The 23,623-nt window shown below is 60.7% G+C and carries 25 protein-coding genes; 6 read left to right on the top strand and 19 right to left on the bottom strand.

From position 1 onward, the window contains the following. Nucleotides 1-90 precede the first annotated feature (90 nt). Genes AC0IYH_RS27390 through AC0IYH_RS27370 form a run of 5 tightly spaced genes read right to left on the bottom strand, consistent with a single transcriptional unit; the run spans nt 91 to nt 4,014 of the window. Complete coding sequence (locus AC0IYH_RS27390) at nt 91-726, bottom strand: SCO family protein (RefSeq protein WP_471837180.1); 636 nt, start codon at nt 724-726, stop codon at nt 91-93. Next, nucleotides 723-1,622 carry a heme o synthase gene (gene cyoE, locus AC0IYH_RS27385; RefSeq protein ID WP_471837178.1) on the bottom strand — a complete coding sequence of 300 codons (900 nt, stop codon included), beginning with the start codon at nt 1,620-1,622 and terminating at the stop codon, nt 723-725. Before cyoE ends, AC0IYH_RS27390 begins: the two co-directional genes overlap by 4 nt. Then, entirely contained in the window at nt 1,610-2,689 is a 1,080-nt protein-coding gene (locus AC0IYH_RS27380; protein ID WP_471837176.1) for a COX15/CtaA family protein, read from the bottom strand. The genes cyoE and AC0IYH_RS27380 overlap by 13 nt, the downstream gene beginning before the upstream one ends. Nucleotides 2,690-2,699: 10 nt before the next feature. After that, nucleotides 2,700-3,284: a hypothetical protein gene (locus AC0IYH_RS27375; protein WP_471837175.1), complete on the bottom strand. Its 585-nt coding sequence runs from the start codon at nt 3,282-3,284 to the stop codon at nt 2,700-2,702. Continuing rightward, nucleotides 3,250-4,014: an SURF1 family protein gene (locus AC0IYH_RS27370; protein WP_471837173.1), complete on the bottom strand. Its 765-nt coding sequence runs from the start codon at nt 4,012-4,014 to the stop codon at nt 3,250-3,252. Before AC0IYH_RS27370 ends, AC0IYH_RS27375 begins: the two co-directional genes overlap by 35 nt. 28 nt (nt 4,015-4,042) lie before the next feature. On the opposite strand from AC0IYH_RS27370, the gene AC0IYH_RS27365 reads away from it, so the two are divergent. After that, entirely contained in the window at nt 4,043-4,246 is a 204-nt protein-coding gene (locus tag AC0IYH_RS27365) for a twin transmembrane helix small protein (protein WP_471837171.1), read from the top strand. 6 nt (nt 4,247-4,252) lie between these two features. Here AC0IYH_RS27365 and AC0IYH_RS27360 read toward each other — a convergent pair whose 3' ends face one another. From AC0IYH_RS27360 to coxB, 4 genes are all read right to left on the bottom strand, one after another. Then, entirely contained in the window at nt 4,253-5,140 is an 888-nt protein-coding gene (locus AC0IYH_RS27360; protein WP_116627157.1) for a cytochrome c oxidase subunit 3, read from the bottom strand. 35 nt (nt 5,141-5,175) lie between these two features. After that, nucleotides 5,176-5,727: a cytochrome c oxidase assembly protein gene (locus AC0IYH_RS27355; protein WP_116627156.1), complete on the bottom strand. Its 552-nt coding sequence runs from the start codon at nt 5,725-5,727 to the stop codon at nt 5,176-5,178. Between the two features lie 141 nt (nt 5,728-5,868). Continuing rightward, complete coding sequence (gene ctaD / locus AC0IYH_RS27350) at nt 5,869-7,455, bottom strand: cytochrome c oxidase subunit I (protein WP_116627155.1); 1,587 nt, start codon at nt 7,453-7,455, stop codon at nt 5,869-5,871. A 58-nt stretch (nt 7,456-7,513) separates the two neighbouring features. Continuing rightward, complete coding sequence (gene coxB, locus AC0IYH_RS27345; protein WP_122774320.1) at nt 7,514-8,641, bottom strand: cytochrome c oxidase subunit II; 1,128 nt, start codon at nt 8,639-8,641, stop codon at nt 7,514-7,516. A gap of 367 nt (nt 8,642-9,008) precedes the next feature. Here coxB and AC0IYH_RS27340 point away from each other — a divergent pair, with 367 nt between their 5' ends. Further along, complete coding sequence (locus AC0IYH_RS27340) at nt 9,009-9,656, top strand: hypothetical protein (protein ID WP_116627153.1); 648 nt, start codon at nt 9,009-9,011, stop codon at nt 9,654-9,656. Between the two features lie 70 nt (nt 9,657-9,726). Here the strand turns inward: AC0IYH_RS27340 and AC0IYH_RS27335 are convergent, their stop codons facing one another. The 3 genes from AC0IYH_RS27335 to AC0IYH_RS27325 form a co-directional block, all read right to left on the bottom strand. Further along, complete coding sequence (locus AC0IYH_RS27335) at nt 9,727-11,274, bottom strand: SulP family inorganic anion transporter (RefSeq protein WP_471837169.1); 1,548 nt, start codon at nt 11,272-11,274, stop codon at nt 9,727-9,729. 85 nt (nt 11,275-11,359) lie between these two features. Then, on the bottom strand, nt 11,360-12,091 hold the full coding sequence (locus tag AC0IYH_RS27330; RefSeq protein WP_471837167.1) for a carbonic anhydrase: 732 nt from the start codon (nt 12,089-12,091) through the stop codon (nt 11,360-11,362). Nucleotides 12,092-12,317: 226 nt separating this feature from the next. Beyond that, nucleotides 12,318-13,376, bottom strand: a complete 1,059-nt coding sequence (locus AC0IYH_RS27325) for a PA0069 family radical SAM protein (protein WP_116627150.1) — start codon at nt 13,374-13,376, stop codon at nt 12,318-12,320. A 221-nt stretch (nt 13,377-13,597) separates the two neighbouring features. Here AC0IYH_RS27325 and AC0IYH_RS27320 point away from each other — a divergent pair, with 221 nt between their 5' ends. Next, nucleotides 13,598-13,849, top strand: coding sequence for a hypothetical protein (locus tag AC0IYH_RS27320; RefSeq protein ID WP_116627149.1), 252 nt, complete (start codon nt 13,598-13,600; stop codon nt 13,847-13,849). Nucleotides 13,850-13,900: 51 nt separating this feature from the next. On the opposite strand, the gene AC0IYH_RS27315 is transcribed toward AC0IYH_RS27320, so the two are convergent. From AC0IYH_RS27315 to prlC, 5 genes are all read right to left on the bottom strand, one after another. After that, entirely contained in the window at nt 13,901-15,184 is a 1,284-nt protein-coding gene (locus tag AC0IYH_RS27315) for a c-type cytochrome (RefSeq protein ID WP_471837165.1), read from the bottom strand. 12 nt (nt 15,185-15,196) lie between these two features. After that, on the bottom strand, nt 15,197-16,981 hold the full coding sequence (locus AC0IYH_RS27310; RefSeq protein ID WP_116627147.1) for a GMC family oxidoreductase: 1,785 nt from the start codon (nt 16,979-16,981) through the stop codon (nt 15,197-15,199). Nucleotides 16,982-16,983: 2 nt separating this feature from the next. Next, nucleotides 16,984-17,736: a gluconate 2-dehydrogenase subunit 3 family protein gene (locus tag AC0IYH_RS27305; protein ID WP_116627146.1), complete on the bottom strand. Its 753-nt coding sequence runs from the start codon at nt 17,734-17,736 to the stop codon at nt 16,984-16,986. Nucleotides 17,737-17,995: 259 nt separating this feature from the next. Continuing rightward, complete coding sequence (locus tag AC0IYH_RS27300; protein WP_010207776.1) at nt 17,996-18,271, bottom strand: YheV family putative zinc ribbon protein; 276 nt, start codon at nt 18,269-18,271, stop codon at nt 17,996-17,998. Beyond that, nucleotides 18,268-20,319: an oligopeptidase A gene (gene prlC, locus AC0IYH_RS27295; protein WP_471837162.1), complete on the bottom strand. Its 2,052-nt coding sequence runs from the start codon at nt 20,317-20,319 to the stop codon at nt 18,268-18,270. The genes AC0IYH_RS27300 and prlC overlap by 4 nt, the downstream gene beginning before the upstream one ends. 101 nt (nt 20,320-20,420) lie before the next feature. Between prlC and AC0IYH_RS27290 the strand changes: the two genes are divergently transcribed. Continuing rightward, a complete protein-coding gene (locus AC0IYH_RS27290) occupies nt 20,421-20,963 on the top strand; it encodes a gamma carbonic anhydrase family protein (RefSeq protein ID WP_116627144.1) in 543 nt (180 codons plus the stop codon). Beyond that, entirely contained in the window at nt 20,960-21,619 is a 660-nt protein-coding gene (locus AC0IYH_RS27285; protein WP_471837160.1) for an HAD family hydrolase, read from the top strand. The genes AC0IYH_RS27290 and AC0IYH_RS27285 overlap by 4 nt, the downstream gene beginning before the upstream one ends. 85 nt (nt 21,620-21,704) lie before the next feature. Here AC0IYH_RS27285 and AC0IYH_RS27280 read toward each other — a convergent pair whose 3' ends face one another. Then, nucleotides 21,705-22,748, bottom strand: a complete 1,044-nt coding sequence (locus AC0IYH_RS27280; RefSeq protein ID WP_471837159.1) for an aminopeptidase — start codon at nt 22,746-22,748, stop codon at nt 21,705-21,707. 110 nt (nt 22,749-22,858) lie between these two features. Here AC0IYH_RS27280 and AC0IYH_RS27275 point away from each other — a divergent pair, with 110 nt between their 5' ends. Beyond that, nucleotides 22,859-23,281 carry a PA0061/PA0062 family lipoprotein gene (locus tag AC0IYH_RS27275; RefSeq protein ID WP_116627141.1) on the top strand — a complete coding sequence of 141 codons (423 nt, stop codon included), beginning with the start codon at nt 22,859-22,861 and terminating at the stop codon, nt 23,279-23,281. Here the strand turns inward: AC0IYH_RS27275 and AC0IYH_RS27270 are convergent, their stop codons facing one another. Next, nucleotides 23,282-23,521, bottom strand: a complete 240-nt coding sequence (locus tag AC0IYH_RS27270) for a DUF1161 domain-containing protein (protein ID WP_017734725.1) — start codon at nt 23,519-23,521, stop codon at nt 23,282-23,284. Between the last annotated feature and the right edge of the window lie 102 nt (nt 23,522-23,623).

Raw genomic sequence — 23,623 nt, 5'->3', positions numbered from 1 at the left:
CTGTAAACCATGTCCCCGGTTAGAAATGTAAACGATGTCCCCGGTTTGTACCGGGGCAAGCCCCCTCCCACATTTGTATTGTGTTGCCTGTTACTTGCGCTGCAACAGCCCCGGCAACTGCACCACCAGCTTCTGGTTGTTCAACGGCGCGCGGACAAACCCGCGCTGGGTGCCGTCCGGGCCGATCAGCGCCAGGTTGCCGCTGTGGTCAACCGTGTAGTTCGGCTTGCTGGTATCGGCCGGGATGAACGGGATGCTCACCGCGTTCGACACCTTTTGCACATCATCCACATTCGCGCCGGTCAGGCCCTGGAACTGCGGGTCGAAATAGCCCAGGTATTGCTTGAGCTGAGTCGGCGTGTCGCGGTTCGGGTCGACGCTGACCAGGATCACCTGCAACTTATCCACCGCCTCCTTGGGCAGCTCGCTCTTGATCTGGCGCAGCTGGGCGAGGGTGGTCGGGCAGATGTCCGGGCAAAAGGTGTAGCCGAAAAACAGCAGGCTCCATTTGCCTTTCAACTCGTTGACCACTACAGGCTGGCCGTCTTGATTGGTCATGGTGACCGCTGGCAGCTGGCGGCTTTGCGGCAGCAGGATGATGCCGGCGTCGATCAGCGCGGTAGGGTCGCCCTGGCCTTTGCCACTCAGCACTTTGTTGACGGTCAGGCCCATGATCAACGCGACGATGGCCACCAGGATAAAGACGGTTTTTTGAGTTCGGGTCATAGGTTCAACAGTAAGTAGTGGTCTACGAGCAGGGCGATAAACAGCAGCAGCAAGTACCAGATAGAGTACTTGAAGGTGTTGATCGCCGCGTGCGGCTTGCTGCCACGGTACAGCACCCAGGCCCATTGCAGAAAGCGCGCGCCCAAACCCAACGCGCACACCAGGTAGAGTAGGCCGCTCATGTGGATCACGTAGGGCATCAGGCTCACCGCCAGTAGGGCAAAGGTGTAGAGCAGGATATGCACCTTGGTGTAATGCTCGCCGTGGGTGACCGGCAGCATCGGAATGTCGGCCTTGGCGTATTCCTCCTTGCGGTGAATGGCCAGCGCCCAGAAGTGCGGTGGGGTCCAGGCGAAGATGATCAGCACCAGCAACAGGGGCTCGGCGCTGACATGCCCGGTAACCGCCACCCACCCCAGCAATGGCGGCGCGGCCCCGGCCAGACCGCCGATGACGATATTCTGCGGCGTCGCGCGCTTGAGGAAACCGGTGTAGATCACCGCGTAGCCGAGCAGCGAGGCCAATGTCAGCCACGCCGCCAACGGGTTGGTGAAGGCCAGCAGCAGGGCCAATCCAGCAACAGCCAGAAACAAAGCAAACGCCAACGCCGCCACCGGCGACACGCGCCCTTCGGCCAGCGGCCGCTTATGCGTGCGCGCCATCACCGCATCGATCCGCCGATCCACCACATGGTTCACCGCCGCCGCGCCACCGGCGCACAGGGCAATGCCCAGGTTGCCGAACACCAGCACCGTCCACGGCACCCCGGCGCGGGTCGCGAGGAACATTCCCACCAACGAGGTGATGAGCATCAGCACCACCACTTTCGGCTTGGTCAGCTCCAGGTAATCACGCCACAGGGCCTGGCCGTGCCGCGCGCCGATCAAGGTCGCCATGGCATCTCTCCTTTAAGGGTGATGAGGCCCGACACCTGTTTGCGCGGGATAAAACGCCAGCCGAACGGCAGCTGGTTGCGCACCCGGACCAGGCTGGTGCGCGCGTGGTAATTGACCAATACCAGGGTCAGCAATAACCCCGCACCGCCGGCGTTGTGCCCGACCGCCACCGGCAGCGGCAGGCCGAATGCCACATTGCTCAGGCCCAGGCCTATTTGGGCGGCGAGAGCGATCAGCAGCAGCCCCGCCAGCCGGGTCATGCCCACCGCGCGCAGCTGCCAGGCCAGGCCCAACAGCACCAGGGTAACCAGCACCGCGCCAATGCGATGAGTCAGGTGGATCGCCGTGCGCGCCTCGCTGTCCAGCTGGCCGCCCAGGTAATTGGGGCCGATGTGCTGGGTCAAGTGAAAGCCATTGGCGAAGTCCGCCGCCGGCCACCATTGCCCGTGGCAGGTCGGCAAGTCGACGCACGCCACGGCGGCGTAGTTGGAACTGACCCAGCCACCCAGCGCGATCTGGCCAATCACCAGCACCAATCCCGCCGTCGCCCAATATTGCAGGCGCTTGGGCACGATCAACGCGGGCAGTACGCCGGACAGTCGCAGGGTCAGCAGAAACAGCAGGCTCAAGGTCGCAAAACCACCTAACAGGTGACCGGTTACCACCTGCGGCCAGAGCTTGAGCGTCACCGTCCACATGCCGAACGCCGCCTGGGCGAACACCACTACGAGGATAAACAGCGGCAATTTTACCGGCTGGCCCGGATCCCGCCGATGGCTCCACGAACGAGCCGCCAACAGCGCGATCAGCAAGCCCAAAGTGCCGGCAAAGTAGCGATGGGTCATCTCGGCCCAGCCCTTGTCGGCCTCTACCGGCGTGTCGGGAAAATGCAGCTCGGCATGGGCCAGTTGGGCTTCGCTTTGCGGCACGCTGATAAACCCGTAGCAGCCCGGCCAGTCCGGGCAGCCGAGGCCGGCGTGGGTCAGGCGGGTATAGGCGCCGAGCAGCACCACCAGCAGTGCCAGCAAGGTGGCAAACAACGCGAGGCGAAATCCAGGTTTGGCCATGACGATGCCCTTATCCGATATTCGACAGTTTCAGCAGCAGGCGCAGGTCGTTGAGCAGGTCCTTGCCCTTGACCTTGGCGTCGTAGCGCAGCACCAGGTTGCCGTGGGGGTCGATGATCCACAGTTGCGCCTCGCCCGGGGCGGCGGCGTTTTTGGTGAAGGTCGACAGGTCCAGCGCGTAGCGTTGCAGTTGTGGGTATTCGGCCTTGAGCTTGGCGTCGTAGGCGGTGCTTACCGGCTGCGCACTGGCCAAGGCGTGGCTGGCGCGGGAGGCGTCGCGGCCGAGGCCAATCTGCAGTTGCCGCGCGAGGTACACCAGTTGCTGGCAGTCGGCCGCGCAGGCGGCGGGCGCGGTAACCAGCAGTTGCCAGCGCTCTTCGTCGGCCTGCACGCCGATGTCGGCGCGGGTCTGGCCGTTGCCGATCATCTCGCCGTGGTAGCTGCGGCTGTCCGGCACCCAGAACTGCAACTTGTACATAAAGGTAGCGAGCACCATCGGGCCGATCACCATCAGCAGGATCAGGATCAGCTGCAAGCGACCTTTGCGGCGGTCGGGCGCCTCAGACATGTTGAGTGGATTCATGGCCGCTCCCATGGTGCTTCTCCTTTGTGTTGTGCCATCCGAGGTAGAGGTAAAGGGCCAGCAGCGCCAGGGACATGGCGAACCACTGCACCGCGTAACCCACGTGTTTTTCCGGGCCCATGGCGACCACCGGCCAGTGGGTTTCGTACGTACCTGGGCCGGCTTCGGCGCGCAGTTCGTAGGCAAAACCGCTGCGGCCCAGCTCGGCCCATAGCGCGCCGGGGTGCAGGGCGGTGAGCAGGCGCGGCCATTGCGCGCTGGCCGGGTCGGCGTGTAACTGGAAAGTCTCGCCGGGAGCCACGTACACCCAGGCGTCGAGGTTCAACGGCTGTTTCGGGGTGGTGAAGGCCGGCGGCGTACGCCGGTCGGGCCACGGCAGCCAGCCGCGATTGAGCAACAGCCACTGGCCGCTGGCCTGGTCGTGAAAGGGTTGCAGCAGCTCGACACCGGCCTTGCCGTCGCGCATGCGGTTGTCGAGCAGCACGCTGTGTTCGGCATCGAACTGGCCGCGCAGGTGTATGCGGCGAAAGGCGGGGTCAGCCTCGTCCTTGAGTTGGTCGGTGCTGATCGGCGGCGCCGCGCGCCGTTCGGCGTAGCTGTCCACCAGCAGCTGTTTTTCATGGCCACGGGCCAACTGCCAGAACCCCAGGCCCACCATCAACGGCAGCAGCACCAGCACAACGAGTGTCGGTGCGATGCCTGGGCGAAAGCGTTTTGTGGCGCTGGCTATACTTGTTTTCATTGCCCGCTACCTCATTCGGAGCCAGACCATGCTCAAAGCCGCCATTGCCCTGATGCTGATCGCGACTGTCGTGAGCCTGTTCAGTGGCTTGTTCTCTCTGGTCAAGGACGAGGGCAACTCCAACCGCCTCGTCACCGCCCTGACCGTGCGCGTAGTGTTGGCCGTGATCACCGTGGCGCTGATCGCCTGGGGCTTTTTCAGCGGCCAGTTGGTGTCCCACGCGCCTTGGTAAAACGCCTCACAACACGTAGACGAAGAAAAACAGCCCGATCCACACCACATCCACAAAGTGCCAATACCAACTGGCCGCCTCGAAACCGAACTGGTGCTCGGCATTGAAGTGCCCGCGCAGCACGCGCATCAGCATCACAAACAGAATGATGGTGCCGATGGTCACGTGGGCACCGTGAAAGCCGGTGAGCATAAAGAAGGTCGCGCCGTACACCCCCGAACCCAGCGTGAGCCCCAGTTCTTTATAGGCGTGGATATATTCCTCGGCCTGAAACCCCAGGAACGCCAGGCCCAGCAGCACGGTGATCGCCAGCCAGATCTTCAGCGCGCCGCGATGGCCTTTGCGCAAGGCATGGTGGGCGATGGTGATGGTCACGCTGGAGCTCACCAGCAGGATGGTGTTCACCAGCGGCAAGCCCCACGGGCTGATAGTGCCTTCAGGCGCGGGGTAAAGTTTGGGGTCCGGGTTGTTGAGCAGCGGCCAGGCAAACTCGAAGTTCGGCCACAGCATGTGCGCGACACCCTTGGAGCCTTCACCCGCCAGCCACGGTGCCGACATGTGCCGCACATAAAACAGCGCACCGAAGAAGGCGATAAAGAACATCACCTCAGAAAAGATGAACCAGCTCATGCCCCAGCGGAACGAGCGGTCCATCTGCGCGCTGTACAACCCGGCGCGGCTTTCCTTGATCACCGCCCCGAACCAACCGAACAGCATGTAGGCCAGCAGCAGGCCGCCGACGAAAAAGATCCACGGGCCGTGGGATTCCGGGCGCGCCGCCTTCAGATCGTTGAACCACACCGCCAGGCCATACACGGTGACCAGCATGCCAATCGTGGCAATTATCGGCCATTTGCTTTGCGCCGGTACGTAGTACGTATCATGAGTCGACATGTATTCGCTCTCCTGATTGAGGGGGCAAACAGTAGCTAGCCGCCGCTGTGCACAGCCACGGGCGGCTGGCGCGCAGTGATATCGAACAGCGTGTACGCCAGGGTCAAATGCTTCACATCCTTGGGCATGTCGCGGTCGACGATAAAGCGCACCGGCATTTCAATCCGCTGGCCGGGCTGCAGCACCTGCTGGGTGAAGCAAAAGCACTCGGTTTTGTGGAAGTACATCGCCGCTTCGGCCGGGGAAATGCTTGGTACAGCCTGGGCGGTCATCGGTTTGTCAGTGGGGTTGTAGGCCACGAACAGCATCTCGGTAACTGCGCCGGGGTTGACCACCACTTCGTCCGCCTTGGCATAAAAATCCCAGACCATATCGATGGCATTGGTGGACAAAAACTGCACGCGTACCTGGCGCGTCGGGTCCACGATCTGCTCCCCCTCGTACTGCCCGGCGGTCTTGCCGTTGATGCCGAAGGCCTTGCACATCACGTCGTAGATAGGCACCAGGGCAAAACCGAAGGCGAACATCGCCACCACCAGGATCAGCAGGCGGGTGACCAGGCGTTTGAGGGGCAGGGAGTCAGCCATGACGCTCACCGGATGTGAATGAGGTCAGGGTGGGAGGGGGCTTGCCCCCGATGGCTACCTTATAGCCAGTGAAGATGTCGACTGGCACACCGCTATCGGGAGCAAGCCCCCTCCCACAGGGGATCGCTAGTGACTGCGCGTTCATTTCACCTCCGGCGGCGTGGTGAACGTGTGATACGGCGCGGGCGAGGGGATGCTCCACTCCAGGCCTTCGGCGCCATCCCACGGCTTGGCCGGTGCCGGCGGGCCGCCACGGATGCACTTGATCACAATAAACAGGAAGAAGATCTGCGTGGCGCCGAACATGAATGCGCCAATCGACGACACCATATTGAAGTCGGCGAACTGCAGGTTGTAGTCCGGCACCCGGCGCGGCATACCCGCCAGCCCGACGAAGTGCATCGGGAAAAACGCCATGTTCATGCCCACGAAAGACAGCCAGAAATGCAGCTTGCCCAGGGTTTCGTCGTACATGTGGCCGGTCCATTTCGGCAGCCAGTAGTAGGCCGAGGCGAAGATGCCGAAGATCGCGCCGGGCACCAGTACGTAATGGAAGTGCGCCACCACGAAGTAGGTGTCGTGGTACTGGAAGTCCGCCGGGGCAATCGCCAGCATCAGCCCGGAGAAACCGCCGATGGTGAACAGAATCACGAAGGCCACGGCAAACAGCATTGGCGTCTCGAACGTGAGCGAGCCTTGCCACATGGTGCTGACCCAGTTGAACACCTTCACGCCCGTCGGCACGGCGATCAGCAGGGTGGCGTACATGAAGAACAGCTCGCCCACCAACGGAATGCCGACCACAAACATGTGGTGCGCCCACACGATGAACGACAGGAACGCGATGCTCGCCGTGGCGTAGACCATCGAGGTGTAGCCGAACAACGGCTTGCGCGAGAAGGTCGGAATGATCGAGCTGACGGCGCCAAAGGCCGGCAGGATCATGATGTACACCTCGGGGTGGCCGAAGAACCAGAACACGTGCTGGAACAGCACCGGATCACCGCCGCCGGCGGCGCTGAAGAAGCTGGTGCCGAAGTGGATGTCCATCAGCATCATGGTCACGCAACCGGCCAGCACCGGCATCACCGCAATCAGCAGGAACGCGGTGATCAGCCAGGTCCACACGAACAGCGGCATTTTCATCAGGGTCATGCCGGGGGCACGCAGGTTGAGGATGGTGGCGACCACGTTGATCGCGCCCATGATCGAACTGATGCCCATCAGGTGAATGGCGAAGATGAAAAATGTCACGCTTTCCGGTGCGTAGGTGGTGGAGAGCGGCGCATAGAAGGTCCAGCCGAAATTCGGCCCGCCGCCAGGGCTGAACAGCGTCGATACCAGCAGCAGGAACGCCGCCGGCAGCAGCCAGAAGCTGAAGTTGTTCATGCGCGGCAGGGCCATGTCCGGCGCGCCGATCATCAGCGGGATCATCCAGTTGGCCAGGCCGACAAACGCCGGCATTACTGCACCGAACACCATGATCAGGCCGTGCATGGTGGTCATCTGGTTGAAGAACGCCGGCTCGACGATTTGCAGCCCGGGCTGGAACAACTCGGCACGAATCACCATGGCGAACGAGCCGCCGAGCAGGAACATGGTGAAGGCGAACCACAGGTACATGGTGCCGATGTCTTTGTGGTTGGTGGTCAGCACCCAGCGCATCAAGCCCTTGGCGGGGCCGTGGGCATGGTCGGCGTGACCATGGTCATCGATTACAGTGCTCATGGCCGTTCTCCTGCAAGCGAGTGGGCGGGGCGGTTGGGCGCAAACGCGATGAGGGCTGTCATTTGCTTTCCGCCTGTTTGATGGCCAGCACGTCTTTTGGTGTGACCATGTCGCCTTTGTTGTTGCCCCAGGCATTGCGCTCGTAGGTCACGACCGCTGCGATATCGACTTCCGACAGTTGCTTGCCGAAGGCGGCCATCGCGGTGCCCGGCTTGCCGTGGTAGACCAGGCTCAGGTGGTCGGCGGCGGGCCCGGTGGCGATTTTCGAGCCTTTGAGCGCCGGGAACATCGGCGGCAGGCCCTGGCCTTCGGCCTGGTGACAGGCCACGCAGGTGGTGTGGTAGACCTTGTCGCCGCGCGCTACCAGCTCTTCCAGCGTCCACTCTTTGGAGGTCAATTCCTTGAGCTTGGCGGCCTCTTCCTTGCGCTCACCGAGCCAGGTGTCGTAGTCGGCCCTGGATTTGACCTCGACCACAATCGGCATGAAGCCGTGGTCCTTGCCGCACAGTTCGGCGCACTGGCCACGGTAGATGCCGGGCTTCTCGATACGGGTCCAGGCCTCGTTGACGAACCCGGGGATGGCGTCACGCTTGACCGCAAAAGCCGGCACCCACCAGGAGTGGATCACGTCGGCGGCGGTTACCAGGAAACGCACCTTGGCGCCGACCGGCAGCACCAGCGGCTGGTCGACTTCCAGCAGGTAATGCTCGCCCTTGGTCGCCTGGTTGTGGATCTGCTCGGCGGGCGTGGCCAGGTTGCTGAAGAATTCCACGTCCTGGCCCAAATACTTGTAATGCCACTTCCACTGATAGCCGGTGACCTGGATATCGATATCCGATTCACTGCTGTCGTAGATATTGATCAGGGTCTTGGTGGCCGGGATGGCCATCGCGACCAGGATCAGCAAGGGCACCACGGTCCAGAGGATTTCCACGGTGGTGCTCTCGTGGAACTTGGCCGCGACCTGGCCCGTGGACCGCCGGTGAAGGATCATCGACCAGAACATCGCGCCAAACACGACGATGCCGATCACCACACAGATCCAGAAAATGGTCATGTGCAGGTCGAACACAGCGTGACTGACTTCAGTCGCCCCTGGCGCCATATTCGTTGTCCAGGCGGCGTGCGCCTGGCCGAATACCGACCACAACAGAAGGCCCATCCAAACGTGTGGATGTCGCGTCATTGCGGGTTCCCCTTATCGTTCTTGTTATCCCGCCGGTTTGCACCTGCGTCGAAGGGAGCGGCTTCCATACTGCTTACAACCGCTTAGCCTTGCCTGCTTATGCAGTCTGGCGTCATCAGCTAATCGCGTACAAACCCGAGTATAGACAGGCTCTGCAACCCCGCAATGTGTAGGGGTAAATGAGTGAAAATGAGCGCCCAGAGCCAGTAAATACGGGAGCGGAATCGATTTTCCGACGAACGATGGCAATTCGATATAACGCCCGTGCATAACCATGAAATAATTATGACAAATGCGTCTGAGGGTCTCGTATAAACGAGCTACCTTCACCTCTCCCTTTTCCTACGCCTGCATCACTGGAGCCTTCATGAACACCGCCGCATTGCGCGAGCAGATTTCCCGTGCCCATCAACACGAATCCAGCACTGGCCAGCTTGCCCTGCAACTGGAAAAACAATTGCCGCACCTGCATTCGGCCATCTCACTGGCTGACGGTGATCGCAACATTGTCATGACCCGTTTTGTGACCGCCTACATCGACCTCGTCCCGGACTTGCTCGACGCCGCCAACGACGTAGCCCGTGAGGCCGGGATCGAAAGCCAGATCAAGCCGGTGCTGAAGATTGCCGAGCATTTCTTCCTGCAGCCGCCAGCGATCCTGGCCGGCCATGAAGGGCTCGACGGCCTGCTGGACGAGGCGTACCTGGCCCATCGCCTGGTCGAAGAAGTAAACGATCTATATATCAAGCATTTCGGCCAGCCGCTGATTCCGGCGGACACCACTGTGGCCAACCTGATCGCCCATCAACTGATCGGCGAAGCGTTCGCCAACCAGCTGGACGAAGCCGTACACCTGGCGGTGGATGAGATGCTCAACGAAGAAAGCTTTGCGCTGGAATCGGTAGAGACGTATCGCGAGCAGCTCAAGAGCCCGGACACGGAAGCCGCATGGAAGCGCTGGCCGTGCCTGTCGCGGCAATTGGGGGTTGAGTTGGCGTTGGATCAGCCGGCTTGAATCCCAAGTTACACGCAGTACAAATGTGGGAGGGGGCTTGCCCCCTCCCACATTTCTTGACCCCGTTTCGTCAGGTGGTGGATGGCGCCGAACCGATCCCCGTCGTCGTACGAATCCGCCCTTCCAACCGTCGCTTCAACCCACGCGCCTCAATCATCAACTGTGAGCCCTTGGCTTTATTCGCCCGGCCCCATTCCTCCAGCAACTCCAGGCAGGAATGGTCGATGTAGCTCAATTTGCTGAGCGGCACATGCAAGGTGGTCCCCGCAGGCACGGTCGACAACACCTGGGTCAGTGCCGGTACTTTCAGAAAGGTCGCCGCACCGGTCAGGCGCAACTCCATCTCACCGTCCTGGGGCAGGTCGATCAAGCTGACCTTCAACCGCGAAGCCTTGAACGCCAGCTTCACCAGCGTCAGCCCGAAGCCCACCAGCACGCCGGTCAACAGGTCGGTAAAGATGATCGCCAACGCGGTGGCCGCGTAGGTAAACATCGGCATCCGCCCATAACGCCCCAACCCTTTGAACGCCTTGATATCCACCAGCTTGATGCCGGTGTACACCAGCACACCCGCCAGGCTCGCCACGGGAATGCTTTGCAGCACGCTCGACAGCAACAGTACAAAGCCCAGCAGCCACAGGCCGTGGAGCATTGCCGACAAACGCGTGGTGGCGCCGGCCTGAACGTTGGCCGAGCTGCGTACGATCACACCGGTCATCGGCAAGGCGCCGACCAGACCGCAGAGCATGTTGCCTACACCTTGAGCGGACAATTCCTTGTCAAAATCCGAGCGCTGGCCGCTGTGCATCCGGTCGACTGCTGCCGCAGAAAGAAGGGTTTCGGCACTGGCGATAAACGCCACGGCGAAGGCAGCGATCAACAGCTGCGGATCGGCCAGGCTCAGCAGGTCGCTGGGGCGCAGCCAGTCGATGGCGTCAGCCAGGTTTTCCGGGACCTCCACGCGCTTGACCTGTAACGCCAGCACCAGGCTGGTCACTGTTGCCAGCCCCACCCCGAGCAAGGCACCCGGCACGAAACGCAGGGCTTGCGGGCGCAGCTTGTCCCACAGGTACATCACCAGCATCGTCGAAAGCCCAAGCAAGCCCGCCTGCCAACCCAGGCCGCCGCCGAGGGTCGGAATCGCCTCAGCCAACGCCGCCGGAAAGCCTGTCAGGTTGTCCAACCCCGAAGGCTTGGGAGCGCCGTCGAGCATTACATGGATCTGCGATAGCACAATCAACACGCCGATGCCCGCCAGCATGCCGTACACCACTGCCGGCGCCGTGACGCGAAACCAGCATCCCAAACGCAAACGCCCGGCCACCAATTGCAGAAAACCCGCCAGCAGCAGAATGGGCCCGAGCATCATCATGCCGTGCTGGCGTACCAGCTCGAACACCAACACCGCCAGGCCCGCCGCCGGGCCGCTGACCTGCAGCGGCGAACCTGCCAGCCAGCCGACGACCAGCCCACCGATAATCCCGGTGATCAGGCCCTTGGCCGGCGGCATACCGGACGCAATCGCAATACCCATGCACAGGGGCAGGGCGACCAGAAACACAACCACCGAAGCCAGCAGCTCCTTTGGCAATACAGCTTTCAATTGAGCAGCACGCATGATGACTCTCCCGAGGCATTCGCCGGGCGCGGCAAAGCCTGGCTGCATCCATGGCAGCCACCGCTTTACCCGGCAGGGAAGTGTTTTAGAAGCGCGCTTTAGGCGTCGCGGAAGGAATCGGGCCTTCGCCACCCAACGGTCGGAACGCCGACTGATCCGCGTCGTAGGCCCGGATCTCGCTGGTCTCGATGTTGTAGATCCAGCCGTGGATAAATAACTGACCGTTGGCCATGCGCGAAGCCACGGAAGGGTGGGTGCGCAAGTGTTGCAACTGGGCGATGACGTTTTCTTCGGTCAGCACCTTCATGCTTTCGCCTTCATTGGCGCAGTCGCAGTTGTCATGGACCATGGTCTTGGCAACCTCGGCATGCCGCAGCCAGGCCTTGACCGTCGGCATCTTCTCCAGGCTGTCGGGGTTGAGTACCGCGCGCATCGCGCCACAATCGGAGTGCCCGCATACGATGATGTGCTGCACACCCAGGGCGAGCACCGCGTACTCGATGGCCGTGGAAACACCGCCGTTCATCTGGCCGTAAGGCGGTACTACGTTACCGACGTTACGGGTCACGAACAGGTCGCCAGGCGAGCTTTGGGTAATCAGCTCCGGCACGATGCGCGAGTCGGCGCAGGTAATGAACATCGCCCGTGGGCTCTGGGCCGTGGCGAGTTTCTTGAACAGTTCTTCCTGTTGGGGGAAAACGTCGTGATGGAAATGCAAAAAGCCGTCAACGATGTGCTTCAGGGCTGCATCGGCGGACTCCGCCACTTGAGGGGCTGAAGCCGACGCAGCCAACGGCTGTTTATCCTTGTCACTCATGATTCATCCTCTTGATTAATGCAGGGGAGTTTTCAGGCATGTTCGACGCCAGGCCAGTGGATTAGTTGTAAATTCCAAAAACCGGGCTTTCGACTCATTAGTCATTCGCTGAACAAGGTAACCACCGAAACTTAACTCAAACTGAATGAACCGCTCTAGACCGGGGCTTTCAGTGATGTCAAAACGCGACCACTCCTACGAATGTGTAGGATACTTCCTTGTTAGTCTACAACAATGCCATTTGCCTGCCCGGCGGGCAAAACGCCGTGCAATCCAGGTTGAATCCTTCCCGGCGGTTGAGCCCCAGGCGTTTTATCGCCTTGCTGAAGCGCTGCGCCAACAAGTCCGCAAACGGGCCTTCGCCACGCATGCGCACGCCAAAACGGCTGTCATACACTTCACCGCCGCGCACCTGCCGCACCAGGCTCATCACATGAGCAGCGCGTTGCGGGTAATGCGCCGCCAGCCACTCCTCGAACAGCGGCGCCACCTCCAGCGGCAGGCGCAACATCATGTAGGCCGCGCTTTGCGCACCGGCAGCATGGGCTTCGGCCAACAGGCTTTCCAATTCGCTGTCGTTGATCATCGGGATCATCGGCGAGCACAACACCCCCACCGGAATCCCCGCCTCGCGCATCACCCGGATCGCCCTCAACCGCGCCTTGGGCGCTGCCGCACGCGGCTCCAGGATGCGCTTGAGCTCGTCGTCCAGGCTGGTGAGGCTGATCATCACCGCAACCAGGCGCTGCCGGGCCAGTTCGGTGAGCAGGTCAAGATCACGCAGGATCAACGAGCCCTTGGTGATGATGGTCACCGGGTGCCGGTAACGCAGCAGCACTTCAAGGGTTTGCCGAGTGATCCTGTACTCACGTTCGATGGGCTGGTACGGGTCGGTATTGGAGCCCAGGTTGATTGGCGCACACACATAGCCCGGCTTCGACAGCTGTTGCTCCAGCACATCGGCGGCGTTGGTCTTTGCAATCAGTTTGGTTTCAAAATCCAGCCCCGGCGACATGTCCCAATACGCATGGCTGGGCCGCGCATAGCAGTAGATACAGCCATGCTCGCAGCCGCGATAAGGGTTGATCGAGCGATCAAACGGCAGATCCGGCGAGTTGTTGCGGGTGATGATGCTCTTGGCCGTTTCGATGCGCACTTCAGTGCCCTGGGTGGGCGGTACTTCCTGATACCAGCCGTCGTCCTCACCCACCGATACGCTGGGCGCAAAGCGATTATGAGGGTTCGTGGCGGTACCCCGTCCGCGAGGAGGCAAGGGAGCGTTCATGCTTTTCTCTCGATAACTGTATCCATATACAGTATTCGAGAATTCCATTTCCTGCGAGCACCGTTGGGCGGGCAATACTAGAAATAAGCATTCACACGACAAAAAGTACAACTTCCTACTTGCAACTAAAACGAAATAACTCGCCACATATGAGTCGTGGCGTCAGGCTCTGGAACGCCTTTATTATCAACTTTCAAATCACTTCCCCATCAAGGATATATATGTCTCAGGACGAACTGCGCTTAACCTGTGAAGACTTCGAAAAAGACAACAGTCCGGAAATTCTTCTGGAGCGTTTTACCGACGGAGAGCTTGCCTACGCGATGTACGCTTCTTCCTCGAAAAAGGACGGACACTACGACACAACGTCCAGCCCCACGGACCTGGACAATGACGGAGACTTTGACGAAGAGGACAAGGCCTTGTTCTTGAACCTGGCCAATACATTCGCAAAGACCTGCCCACGCGTGTAAAAATGCCTGCCCGACTTATATCAAATCAAGATATAAGTCGGACACTACTCTTTATTTATTCACAGCTTCAGCATGTGCGTTAGTTATACTTTCTTTACGCAACTCTGTAACTTGTGAAGTATTAACAGGTGCCGCGTTATTACCCCAACTGCCACGAATAAAGTTAACCACGTCCGCCACTTCCTGATCCGACAACCGCCAGGCAAATGCCGGCATGGTGAAGGTCGACGGCGCCGCATGGGTAGCTGGCAAGGTGCCGCCCTTCAACACGATGTTGATCAAGGACGTGGCATCCGCCGTCTGCAATACTGGATTACCCGCCAGCGCCGGAAACACCCGCGTATAGCCATGGCCATCGGTGCGGTGGCAGGCCGCACAGTTATCGATATACACAGAAGCGCCCGGCTTGCTGTCATCGCCTTTCCACAGCGCCTCGGCCACCTGCTTGTCGTACTGATGCGGCTGATCCTTGGGGTCCACCGCCGGCAAGCTTTTGAGGTAACGCGCGATAGCGGTCAGGTCGTCCTGCGACATGTACTGCATGCTGTGGACCACCACATCGCTCATGCCGCCAAACACCGCGCTGCGGTCACTGCGGCCGGTCTTGAGGAATTGCACCAGTTGCTCTTCGCTCCAACTGCCGAGGCCGTCCTTGTGGTCGCCGCGCAGGCTTTTCGCGATCCAGCCTTCCAGCGGGGCGCTGCCGGACAAGAAGGCGGTGCCGTCGGTAGCGCTCAGGGCCTTTTCCTGCATGGTCAGGGCGCGTGGCGTGTGGCACGCGCCGCAGTGGCCGAGGCCTTCAACCAGATAAGCGCCTCGGCTGATCACCGGGTCGGCGTCCGGCGCCGCCTGGTAATCCGCCACCTCAGGGGCAAACATCCAGCGCCAGGCCGCCAGCGGCCAACGCATGCTCAACGGCCAGGGAATATCGCTGGCTTTGTTTTCCTGGGCGACCGGTTCCACGCCCTTCATGAAGTACGCATACAGCGCCTGCATATCGCTTTCGCTGACACGCGCGTAAGACGGGTAGGGCATCGCCGGGTAAAGCGTACTACCGCTCTTGGCGACGCCATGGCGCACGGCCTTGTCGAAGTCTTCGAAGCTGTAGTCGCCCAGGCCGGTTTTGTCCGGGGTGATGTTGGTGGAGTAGATCACGCCGATCGGGGTTTCCATCGGCAGGCCGCCGGCAAAGGGCTTGCCGCCCTTGGCGGTGTGGCAGGCCACGCAGTCACCGGCACGGGCCAGGTACTCGCCCTGTTTGATCAAATCGTTTTCGGCGGCGCTCACCGAGCAACTGCTGAAGAAGGCCAGGGAGGCGATAATAAGTGCTTTCATGGTCATCGCTCCTTATGCCTGAACCAGTGGGCCGGGGTTTTTCAGGTACTGCTCGCGGATCGCGCGGGCCGACCAATAGGTCAACGCCGCCACCAGGCCGGTAGGGTTGTAGCCCAAGCCTTGTGGGAAAGCGGACGCGCCTGGAACAAACACGTTGTGTACATCCCAGCACTGCAGGTAGCGGTTCAACGCGCTGGTTTTGGGGTCGGTGCCCATGATCGCGCCACCGTTGAGGTGGGTGGTCTGGTAGGACGCGGTGTTGAAATGCTCACCGACTTTTTTGCCAAGCACGGCGATGGCCTTGGGGTTCATCGCTTCGGCGACCTTGCCCATTTTCTCGACCATGAAGCGGTTCATCTTGATGTCGTTTTCCTGCCAGTCGAACGTCATGCGCAGCAGCGGCAAGCCGTACGCATCGCGGTACACCGGGTCCAGATCCAGGTAATTGGCTCGGTAGGATTGATGGGCGCCGTGGGCGTCCATCGATACCTGGTGGGTGTAGTAATCGGCGGTGGCGCGCTTCCACGCGCTACCCCAGGCCGGCGTGCCCGGTGGGTTGGACGTACCGGCAATCGGCCGGCTGCCCGCCTGGTTGACCCACATCGGCGAGCCGCCCACAAAGCCATGGGGCCCGTGGTCGAAGTTGTCGGCGTTGAAGTCATCCATCGCCACGCCGTTGCCGCCCGCGCCGATAAAGTTATTGGTGTGGGTGTCCTTGTCGAAGAACGCCTTGATGGTCGCCATGTTCTGGTAGGCGAAGTTGCGGCCCACCACGCCCTCATTGGTAATCGGGTCGTAAGGCTTGCCGATGCCCGACAGCAGCATCAGCCGCACGTTGTGGAACTGGAACGCACCGAGAATCACCAGGTCCGCCGGTTGCTCGCATTCGCGACCTTGAGCGTCGATATAGGTCACGCCCGTAGCCTTGCTCTTGGTGCTGTCGAGGTTGACCTTGAGCACGTGGGAATTGGCCCGCAGCTCAAAGTTCGGCACCTGGCGCAGCGCCGGCAGGATGTTCACGTTCGGCGAGGCCTTGGAGTACATGTAGCAGACGTAGCCGCTGCAAAAACCACAGAAATTGCACGGGCCCATCTGCGCACCGTAGGGGTTTGTGTACGGCCCCGACGTATTGGCTGACGGCAGGTTGTAGGGCTTGTAACCCACACTGGCAGCCGCTTTCTGAAACAACTGTGCGGACACGGTGTTTTTCTGCGCTTCCAATGGGAACGGGTTGGAACGGTCTGGCGCGTACGGGTTGCCACCACGGCCTTCGCCCACCAATTGCCCCTTCACCGTCCAGGCCTGGCCGGACGTGCCGAAGACTTTTTCCGCATAGTCGAAGAACGGTTCCAGCTCTTCATAGCTGACGCCGAAGTCCTGAATGGTCATGTCTTTGGGGATGAAGTTCTTGCCGTAGCGCTCTTCATAATGGCTGCGCATGCGCAACTCGATCGGGTCGACGCGAAAATGCACGCCCGACCAGTGCAAACCTGCGCCACCTACGCCGTTACCCGGCAAGAAAGCACCGAGCTGGCGGTTGGGCAGGGCGACGTCATTCACGCTGTGGCGAATGGTCACCGTCTCCTTGGAAATATCCTGGAAGAGTTTTTTACGCACGCTGTAGGTCAGTTCGTCGATGACCTGGGGATAGTTGCCGTCCGGGTAAGTGTCCTGCATCGGGCCGCGCTCCAGCGCTACCACGTTGAGGCCAGCTTCCGTCAGCTCCTTGGCCATGATCGCGCCGGTCCAGCCGAAGCCTACGATCACTGCATCGACTTTTTTCATGATGGTCGCCACGTTTATGCCCTCTCGCCGCGAATGGAAACAGCCGGGAAGGGGTATTGCTCGTTGCGTTCCACCCAATCCATGAAGTCGGCGCGAGCGCCGGGGAAGCCGATCATGGTCCAGCCGACCATGCCTTTATTGCCGCCGTGGATCGGGTCGCAGAAGAACCCCTCCTTGGTGTTTTGCAGCAGCAGGTTGAAGAACATCTTGGCGGGCACCGCCTCGAAATGTGCCGCCACTTCACTGCCGCCAGCCTCCAGGCGGTGCAACATATCGTCTCGGGTAGCGCTGTCTTGCGCAGCAAAAACTTTACCGTTGAACGCTTTCGACCAGGCATCCGTGGCAGCAATGCCCAGGCGATAGATCTCCTTGGGCACCAATTTGCTCTGCCAGCCCATCTCCGGCGCGGCGTCGGCGTTGAACGGACCTTGCATGAACCACAGGGCGCCACTGGCGTACGGCGTGTTCATCTGACGGTCGATGTATTCCGGCGCGCCGGCTTCGAGGGCGCCAGGGCCTTGGGCGTCGGCGGGGATCAAGCGCTCGACGGCGGCGTTGATAAACGCCCACTCCTCGGCGGTGAAATAGGTTGGCTCGTAGGCCTTGTCGCTTACCGCAGGCTTGGCCGGCGCGGCCTGGGCAGGCTCGGGCGTGGCCATCAGCATCGAGCCGCCAAGGCCGGTGCTGGCAACCGTGACCACCGGGATCAAGGTCAAGGATTTGCGCAGAAAGTCACGCCGGGGGTTGTCTTGATCTTGATCAGACATGGGTGCACCTCATCATGTGGTCACGAGTTTATTCGGCCGCTTCTGGGGAGCGGCTCGTGTGTTTTTGGTAATCAATGGTTACAAATGATAGCAGGCTAAGGATGTGGGGAATGGATTCAGCGACCTAAGTCGAATAACGCAGGCAAAAAAATGTGGGAGGGGGCTTGCTCCCGATAGCGGTGGGTCAGCTGCAGATGCGCTGACTGACACTAAGCTATCGGGGGCAAGCCCCCTCCCACATTGGGTGTGCGTGGGGCTTTTAGTCTTTCTTCAACTTGGGATTCGGGAAGAACTGCACCGCCTGTACCTTGGGGTCTGCCGGCGCTTTCAGCGCCGAGGTGTTCACCCGGGTGCCCAATTCCTTGGGCACCGACAGGCCTTGGTCATTCAACGTGTCGGTATACCCGCAGGCCACGCATTCGCGGTGCGGCACGTTGTCTTCGGTCCACATTTTCAACTTGTCCGGCTCGCTGCACGCCGGGCAGACCGCCCCGGCGATAAATTGCTTTTTGGTAATCACAGGCCCTTCACTCATGCTGCCGCGTCCTCACTCAGGCCGCTGTGGCGCAAGAGTGCGTCAATCGATGGCTCGCGTCCGCGGAAGTCGACGAACAGCACCATCGGCGCCTGGGAACCACCGCGAGCCAGGATCGCCTCACGGAACGCGCGACCGGTTTGGGCATTGAGCACGCCGTCTTCTTCAAATTTGGAGAAGGCATCCGCCGACAGCACTTCGGCCCATTTGTAGCTGTAGTAACCCGCCGCATAACCGCCGGCGAAGATGTGCGCAAAGCTGTTGGGGAAGCGGTTATAGGCCGGCGGACGCATCACCGAGACCTCGTCACGCACGCCTTCGAGCACCTGCGCCACGCTGCGGCCATCGCCGTGGGTGGCGTGCATTTCGAAGTCGAACAGCGAGAATTCCAGCTGGCGGACCATCATCAGCCCGGACTGGAAGTTCTTCGCCGCGAGCATTTTTTCCAGCAGGTCCTGGGGCAGTGGCTCGCCGGTCTCATAGTGGCCGGAGATCAGCGCCAGGCCTTCCGGCTCCCAGCACCAGTTCTCCATGAACTGGCTAGGCAACTCCACCGCATCCCAGGCCACGCCGTTGATGCCGGACACGCCGGCGTGTTCAACGCGGGTCAGCAGGTGATGCAGGCCGTGGCCGAATTCGTGGAACAGCGTAGTCACTTCATCGTGGGTCAGCAGGGCAGGCTTGCCGCTGTCGGCCGGGGTGAAGTTGCACACCAGGTTGGCCACCGGGCTTTGCAGCACGCCGTCGACGGTGCGACGACGGTCGCGGGCGCCGTCCATCCAGGCACCGCCACGCTTGTTGGCGCGGGCGTAAAGGTCGAAGAAGAAGCGGCCGACGTGCTGGCCGTTTTCCTTTATTTCGAACAGGCGCACGTCCGGATGCCAGGTGTCGAAGCCTTTTTGCTCGGCGATTTCGATGCCGTACAAACGTTGAACGATGGCGAACAGCCCGCCGAGCACCTTGTCAATCGGGAAGTAGGCGCGCAGGGCTTCCTGAGAAACGCTGTAACGCTGCTCACGGAGTTTTTCACCGTAGAAACCGCTGTCCCAGCTTTGCAGGTCGGCGCAGCCTTGCTCGGCAGCGTATGCCTTGAGCTGCTGCAGGTCCTGAGCGGCGAACGGCTTGCTGCGCTTGGCCAGGTCGCGCAGGAAGGTCAGCACCTGGTCGCTGGACTCGGCCATTTTGGTGGCCAGGCTCAGTTCAGAGAAGGAGGCGAACCCCAGCAGTTTAGCCAGCTCCTGACGCAAATCGAGGATCTGCTCCATCACCGGGCCGTTATCGTTCTGACCGGCGTTGGGGCCTTGGTCCGACGCACGGGTGCAGTAGGCCGCGTAAATTTCCTCACGCAGGGCGCGGTCGTGGGCGTAGGTCATCACCGCGTAGTAGCTGGGAAATTCCAGGGTGATCAGCCAGCCATCCAAGCCTTTGGCCTGGGCAGCGGCGGCCATTTGCGCCTTGGCCGAATCGGTCAGGCCGGCGAGGGTGGCTTCGTCGGTGACATGTTTGGTCCAGGCCTGGGTGGCGTCCAGCAATTGGTTGGAGAACTTGCTGCCCAGCTCGGAGAGTTTGCTTTGCACTTCGGCGTAGCGCTTTTGCTGCTCGGGCGGCAAATCGATACCCGACAGGCGGAAGTCGCGCAGGGAGTGTTCCAGGATAGTTTTCTGCGCCACGTCGAAGCCGGCAGCTTCCGGGCTGTTCGCCAGGGCTTCGAAAGCCTGGAACAGCGCGCGGTTCTGGCCCATTTCGGTGGAGTAGGCACTCAATGCCGGCAGGCAGCTTTCATAGGCCTCACGCAATTCGGCGCTGTTGCACACCGCATTGAGGTGGCTGACCGGGCTCCAGGCGGCGCCCAGGCGGTCATTCAGTTCGTCCATGGCCAGTATCAGCCCGGCCCAGGTCGGATTTTTACCCTGGCTTTGCAGGATGCCTTCGATGGCGACACGGTTGTCGGCGAGGATCTGTTCAATGGCCGGCTGTACGTGCTCGGCACGGATTGCCGAGAACGGCGGCAGGTCGTAGGACTGCAGAAGAGGGTTGTTCGCGCTCACGGTTGGCACCTTGGCTGAAGAAACTGATAAGACAAAGATGGGGCCATCTTAATTACAATCAACACCGACCGCAGCTATCAGCAGATAAGAGAGAGGCTATCGTGACCCTTCGCACCTATCAGAACCACACGCCAACCCTGGGCGCCGGGGCTTTTGTCGATATTTCGGCGGTGGTGATCGGCGATGTCGAAATCGGCACCGACAGCTCGGTGTGGCCGCTGACAGTGATTCGCGGCGACATGCACCGCATCCGCATCGGCGCGCGCACCAGCATTCAGGACGGCTGCGTGCTGCACATTACCCACGCCGGGCCGTTCAACCCGGATGGCTTCCCCCTGTTGATCGGCGATGACGTGACCATCGCCCACAAGGTCATGCTGCATGGCTGCACGGTCGGCAGCCGCATCCTGATCGGCATGGGCAGCATCGTGATGGATGGCGCGGTGGTCGAAGACGACGTGATCATCGGCGCCGGCAGCCTGGTGCCGCCGGGCAAGAAACTCGACAGCGGTTTTTTGTATGTGGGCAGCCCGGTTAAACAAATCCGCGCGCTGACTGACAAGGAACGCGCCTTTTTCACCTACAGCGCCGCGAACTACGTGAAGCTCAAAGACCTGCACCTGGCTGAAGGATTCGATCAATGACCCTGAACTACCAAACCGTCCTGTTCGACCTGGATGGCACCCTCACCGACCCACGCGAGGGCATCACCCGTTCGATTCAGTACGCCCTGGCCAAGCTGGGTATCGACGAGCCAGACCTGACCAAACTCGAACATTTCATCGGCCCGCCGTTGCTACAAGCGTTCATGCAGTTCTATGACTTCGACGAAGCCAAAGCCTGGGAGGCGGTGAATTTTTATCGTGAGCGCTTCAAGGTCACCGGCCTGTACGAAAACCGCGTGTTCGACGGCGTGATGCCGCTGTTGGAAGACTTGAGCAGCCAGGGCCGCCAGCTGTATGTCGCCACCTCCAAGCCCTGGGTGTTTGCCCGCGAAATCGCCCGGCATTTCGATTTTGCCAAGCACTTCAAGGTGATCTACGGCAGCGAATTGGACGGGACGCGCACCAACAAGGTGGAGTTGATCGCGCACCTGGTCAGCGAAGAAGGCCTGGACCCGGCCACCACCTTGATGATCGGTGACCGCAAACACGACCTGATCGGCGCGCGCAGCAATGGTATTGACGCAGCGGCGGTGGGGTATGGGTTTGGCAGTTTCGAGGAGTTGAATGCCGAGGCGCCGGCCTGGCATTTTGAGACGTTGGATGAGATGCATCAGGCGTTTTTGCAGCGGCCTTGAGATAGCTATCGGGGGCAAGTCGAATCGTCGCACCGCCCCTCCCACAATTGGCCAAATGTGGGAGGGGCTTGCTCCCGATGAGGCCCTAGAGCCCACCACCCTCCAACTCCCTCAACGCCGCCTTCCGCTGCACCACCGCCAACCCACCCAGCTTTTCAACCGCCGCATAAAACCTCACCCAATCCCCACCCTCCTGGCGAAACAACGCCGCAAACGCCGGCACCCATTGGTCATACAGCCCAAATGGTAACAGCCGCGCGTTGTTCATCGGCTGGTTGATCCAGGCGTCATAACGTTTATCGCCCGCCCATTGGCTGTCGCGCAGGTGCCGGTATTCGCGGCGCAAACGCTCGAACTCGTCCGCTTTCGCTTGGCGCATGACCTCGGCAGACAGAGGCTGTGCATAAAGTTTTTCCAGACGTGTACGAGTATCGAGAACCAGCCGGGTAAATTGGTCGCGCTGCTGCAACGCCGCGTCACTCAATGGCGGCAAACCTCGCGCCGCACGCCATTGGCGGGTACCTTCCTGCTCGACGAAGTTGGCGAAGGACTCGTTGAACTCGGTGTCGTCCTTCACATAGAAACGCTGGTGTGCCAGCTCATGGAAAATCAGCGTGGCCAGGCGCTCGTCGCCCCAGTTCATCATCGAATTCATGATCGGGTCGTTGAACCAACCCAGCGTGGAATAAGCCTCGACCCCACCAACCGACACATCCATGCCCTGTTGCTTCAACAGCGCCGCCTCACCCCGCGCGGCCCCCTGACTGTAGTAACCGCGATAGGCCACACACCCGGCGATGGGGAAGCAATGGGTTTCGGGCGAGAGGGAGAATTCCTGCGTCGCGAACACATTCCAGACTACGTACGGCCGGCCGATGTCGGCGTACAGCCGGTAACTCTTGTTGTCGGGCAGGTGCAGATGCTCGCTGGCGAAGGTTCGGGCTTTCTGAGATTGCACAAGATGGTCACGCAGCGATTGCGGGCGTGAAAGGTCGGCTATCACCTCGGCCACCGGCTCCCGCGCCCGTAACAACTGCCATTGGCCGCCCGCCAATTGGCTGTAATAGCTGACACTGGAGCAGCCACTGAGCAGCACAACTACCCACACCGCAAGAAAACGCCTGACCATGCCCCAACCGCTCCTGGGTGATTTGTTCGCCAGACTAGCCTGCCTGCACGGAATTTTTCCATGGCGCGACGTGTTTATACTCAAACCTCTCCTTATGTTGAGTACTCGCCATGCGTCAGCTTTTGCTTCCAGTCGCCGCCCTGTTTCTCAGCGCCTGTGCTTCGACCCCCATTCCGCCGGTCGATCCGCAACAGGCCTGGGTCGACTTCATCACCCCGACACCGGGCGCCAAACTGGTGATGGCACAACGTCTGGACGGTAAGAACCTGGACGACGGCCGCTACTTCCAGTTCCCGCCAGGGGCCCATGAGCTGATGGTGCGTTTTGACTTTGAAGTGCCGGCCGGCGGCGGCCTGGGCGGCCTCAGCCAGATGATGTACCGCACGTGCTTCATGACCTTGCAGTACGACCACTTCCAGGCCGGCCAGCGTTATGTGCTGGAAGGGCGCTCGCTGGCCTTCACGCCCAACATCCGGCTGTATGACTCGGCGCGTCAGTTGCTGGCCGAAGAACGCAGCGTGAACTGCATCTGATCAGTCGTTGTTCTTCTGGTAGATGATCGCCTTGGTGCCGTTCTCACAGCTACCGACGACCATGGCTACGTCGTGCTTGTCGGCTTCTTCCTTGCTGACGATCTCCAGGGTGTAGGACGGCACGGCGTTCGCCTGGATCTTGACCTCGATTTCCTTGCGCAGCTCTTCACAATCTTTGGGTGCGGCCACGGCCGAAGTGGCCAACACACCGCAGATGATCGCCAAGGCAAAACGTTTCATGTGTGAAGCTCCCTGAATGCACTGCGCACGGGTGTGCGCCTAGGCTATTCGACCACAATTTGTAAACGCAGGTTCTGATTTAACGCAAAACCAAATGTGGGA

This window comes from Pseudomonas sp. AC463 (genome assembly GCF_979253585.1).
This window is presented reverse-complemented; position numbering and strand designations above follow the sequence as displayed.